1 protein-coding gene is annotated in these 4,397 nt (G+C 67.9%); it reads right to left on the reverse strand.

All coding sequences use genetic code 11. The features are described from left to right. Nucleotides 1–394 precede the first annotated feature (394 nt). Nucleotides 395–4,033 (reverse strand): FAD-dependent oxidoreductase, encoded by a 3,639-nt coding sequence (locus tag VKH46_15970; GenBank protein HKB72336.1) that lies wholly within the window; start codon nt 4,031–4,033, stop codon nt 395–397. Between the last annotated feature and the right edge of the window lie 364 nt (nt 4,034–4,397).

A 4,397-nucleotide genomic window follows, 5' to 3' on the forward strand; every position in this document is an offset into this window, starting at 1 on the left:
GTCCGCCTTCGCCGAGGCTTCGGCGGATCGAAGCGAGGACACCGCCTTCCGAGCCAAGAAACGTCATCGGCGATCGATCCGCCATAGCTCGTGAGAGCGACGGCGGACCGGGCTCGCGCCTCGCCGCGCCTCGTCGTCGAATCTATTGAGATATGGACAGTCCTGTAACTTTCGAGAGCTGGCGCGGCGACTTGTCGCGCCGAAGCGAAGCGAAGGCGGATGCATCGAGCCGTCCGCCTCCGCTCTCACGAGCTACGGCGCGACCGGCCGTGAGCTCGCGCGAACCGTATCGGCCGGTCGATGCCGATAGGGATGGGTTTGTTCTCCGCGAGGCGCCGTCGAGACGCCGGCGGGTCGCACCCGTCCCGTATGGCTGGATGGATCGGCGGCGCCTCTAAACGCGTGACACAGGATTCTGCGCGAGAAGCCGTTCGAGCCAGAGGCCGCTGAGCTTCTCGGAAACCGTGTTCTGTCGCAGGCGCGCCGCCAGGTGCCCCCAGTCCATCTCGTCCATGAGCTGGTCCTGGTTGAAGCAGGAGAAGACGATCTCCTTGGTCGCGCCGGTGACCGGGTCGCGATGCTTCTGGAGGCACTGCGCGCAGACCTCCTTCATCATGCACTGCATCGGGGAGTTGATCGACGCGATCCCGACGTGGTTGGGCGACAGATACTTTGCGAGCGCCCCGTGCCGGGCGGCGGAGACGGCGCTCATCATGCGGTCGGAGCCGATGACGATGATCCGCGAGACATCCTTCAGGTCGATCGGGCGATCCCCCAGCGTTCCTTCGGCGTAGGCGGTGATCGACTCGAGGATGTTGCCGACGAACGACCGGTCCTGCGGCCGCACGGCCGGGATCGGCTCGCCGCGGTCGACCGAGAACACCACGATGTCCGCCGCGGCCTCGATCTCCTCGCGCTTGTAGAAGTCCTCCCCCTTCTTGTAACCGGCGAAATAGATCACCCGGTTCCCGGCGGCCCGGCAGGCCTTCCCGATCGAGAAGAGCACGGCGTTTCCGAGCCCGCCGCCGAGGAGCATCACCGTGGAGTCCCGGGGGATCTCCGTCGGAGCGCCGGTTGGCCCCATGACGATCACCGGCTCTCCCGGCTTCAGGGCCCCGCACAGGCGGGAAGAAACGCCGATCTCGAGCGCGATCATGGACAGGAGCCCCTGCTCGTCGTCCTTCCAGGCCCCCGTGAGCGCAAGCGGCTCGAGCAGCAGGGGAGCGCCGTTGGCGCGAGGGGCGAACGCCTCGAAATTCTGGAGCCGGTAGAACTGGCCGGGATGGAAGCGGCGGGCGGCGGCCGGCGCCTTCACGACGATCTCGACGATCGTCGGGGTCAGCCGGTCCACGCGGACGACCGTCGCTCTCCACTCGCGCTCGAGCGTTCCCGAGAAGCGCTTCCAGGCGGCGTCGCGCGCCGGCTGGGCGGCGGGATCGGCGGCGGCGATCTCGTCCCGGAAAAGCCGCGTGATCCACCGATAACCGTCTCTCGCCGAAGCCATCGCTTTCACGACGTTGCCGTTGTATCTCGGATGGTTGTCGCCGAAATACGTCATGAACTTCCCGCCGCGGTCGACGCCGGTGAAGATGCCCCCTTCGTCGAGCGGCTGGCACGGCACGAGCTTGCGGACGCCGCCGTCTTCGACCAGACGGTGAGGAGCGAAGAATCGGCGCTTGTCGTCGAGGGGGAGCGTGCCCGGCTTCTCCTTCGCGTACGTGATGTTCGGCGTCGTGCCGGCGGCCACGAGGCACGTCCGCGCGGGGAGCTCGACGAGCTCGCCCGAGGTCCGCCGGAATCGCATCGCGCGGAGCTTTCCGTACTCGTCCGGAACGGCCTCGACGGGATCGAGGGTCTCGACGAACGAGATCCCCTCCTCCAGCGCCTTGATGATCTCCTCGTGGTTCAACCGGTACGCCGGCGATTCCTCCATCGTCCGGCGGTAGACGATCGAGACCCCGCCCCATTCGCGGCAGAGCTTCGCGAGGTCCGGCGCCTCGCCGCGCGCGGCCGCGTCCCGGCGGGCCCGGCGCACGGCGCCGCCGTGGGCCAGCAGCCGGTCGAGGATCTCCTGCTCCTCGGCGTCGAAGATCGCCCGCAGGTTCTCTTCGCCGCGCTCGAGGACGAGATCCTCGTACCTTTCGAGCGCGCGTTCCGCCTGGATGGGGTAATAGGCGAGGAGCTCGGTCGCGGTGTCGATCGCCGTCAGCCCGCCGCCGATGACGACGGCGGGAAGCTCCGCCTGCAGATTCGCCATGCCGTTCTTCTTGAAGGCGCCCGTCAGCTGGAGCGCCATCAGGAAGTCGGAGGCCTGCCGGATGCCGCGGATCATGTTGTTCGTCATCCCGACGATCGTCGGGCGTCCCGCGCCGGCCGCGACGGCCACGTGGTCGAAGCCCATCGCGAACGCTTCCTCCGCGTCGACCGTTCCCCCGAATCGCACGCCGCCGAACATGCGGAAGTTCTCGCGCCGGGCGAGCGTCAACGCGATGACCGAAAGGAAGTTCTTGTCCCACCGCACGGTGATGCCGTACTCGGACACGCCGCCGAAGCCTCCGAGCGTCCGCTCGTCGAGCGGCTTCTTCAGGTCCGCGTACTTCTCGATCGGGCGGAGCGCGCCGTCGACCGGCTCGATCTTCAGCCCGTCGATCGCGGCGACTCCGAAGCCCTCGTTGGCGAGGTAGTGCGCGAGCGTGTACCCGGCGGGTCCCAGCCCGACGATCAGGACGTTCTTGCCGTTGTACGGGAGCGGGTACGGCCGACGCAGGTTGAGGGGGTTCCAGCGCGTCAGGAGCGAGTAGACCTCGAATCCCCAGGGGAGGTCGAGGACGTCGGTCAGGATCCCGGTCTCGGCCTGCGGGATGTCGACCGGGGACTGCTTCTGGAAGATGCATCCCTTCATGCAGTCGTTGCAGATGCGGTGGCCGGTGCCCGGGCACATCGGGTTGTCGACGCAGACGATCGCCAGCGCCGCGACCGAATCGCCGATCCTCCGCATCACGTGCATCTCCGAGATCTTCTCGTCGAGCGGGCACCCGGTGAGCGCTACGCCGAGCGGGTTCTTCTGGAAGGTCGACGTCTTCGCATCGAAGAAGCCCTTCGAGCAGGAATCCTTGTCCCGCTCGTGGCAGATGAGGCAGTACTGCGTCTCCGCCTGCACGCCGCGGGGCGTCATCCGCGGGTCGGTGAGCTTGAATCCGTCGCGCCGCCGGTGGTGCTCGGGCGGCCCGAGCCGGCGCTCCGGGAGCGAGGCATCGGGACGGATCGTCTCGACGAGGGAATCGAACGCGAGCTTTTCCGGCACGCGGAAGGACGACCAGCCGCGCACCTCGCGCCGCCACTCCGGATGCGCGAGCCGCAGGTGAAGAGCCGATTCCAGGAACCTGAGCTTCGCGGAGAGGAAGTCCAGGGCGGCCCCCGGCGTCGACGGCGCCGGTTCCCCGGCCCGCGAGGCCCATTCCGCGACCCGGTCGCGGGTCTCGGCGGACACCGCGTCGCGCTTCTTCTGCTTGACGACCTCGGCATGCTCGCTCTCGGCATCGAGCAGGGCGACCGCCATTCGCGCCGTCGCCATCTCCTCGTCCTCCCGCCAGGGGAGGTCCGGGAAGAGGGACTCCTCGAACGTGCGGAGATCGCGCGCCGCCGCCGCGACGTCGACGTTCGGAAATCCTTCCGGAAGAGGGGCTTTGGCCGCGCGCCGCAGGAGGAAGTCTCGCTTGAAGCGCCCGAGAACCGCCTCGCCGTCCGCTCGCGCCATCTGCGCCTTCCACGCCCTTTCGATGGGGAAGAGCCGGGCGAGGAAGGCCGAGAGGCGAGGAGCGAGCCGAACGAGCAGATCCGAGAAGGCCGACGGAGCGACGGCGTCGGGGTCGCGCCTCGCTTCTTCGAGGATGCGGCAAAGCTCCGGGTCCTCGGCACGCAGCTCCCGCCGGAAGTGCGCGTCGAGCGCGCGAAGTCGTTCGGGAGAATGGAGATCTTCGAAGCTGAACTCGGGAATCCCGAGAGGCAGCCGGGCGGTTTCGGGCAGGGTCATCGACATGGAGCACCGGAAAGCTGATCGCTCATGGAGCGCAAATGTATCAGCGAGGCCGGAGCGACGAATGGTGAAAATGCCTCAGTCCGTCGCATTCACGACTCTCGCGGGGCTCGGATCGAATGCTTCCGCCGCGCGGACCTCAGAAGAATGGTCCTTCGCTCCGCTCAGGAGAGAGCTGTTCCCCCTCATGATTATGAGCGCGCCGTGCTCACACTTTCCGTACGGCGGCCTTTCGCGGCTCGGGCCGCCGGCGCGGACGACCGGCGACACCCCCCGAAGGTCCGCAACACCGGCCCCCCCAGGAAGAGGGCATTCGGAATCTCGCTTCGCTCGCGGCTCCGAGTGCTCTCGACCGCCTTGC

It is taken from the genome of Thermoanaerobaculia bacterium (assembly GCA_035260525.1).
In the GTDB taxonomy this organism is placed as follows: domain Bacteria; phylum Acidobacteriota; class Thermoanaerobaculia; order UBA5066; family DATFVB01; genus DATFVB01.

Bases quoted from the DNA above. Each gene is read 5' to 3' on its own strand.
- VKH46_15970 (HKB72336.1), bottom strand. From the start codon at position 4,033: ATGACCCTGCCCGAAACCGCCCGGCTGCCTCTCGGGATTCCCGAGTTC.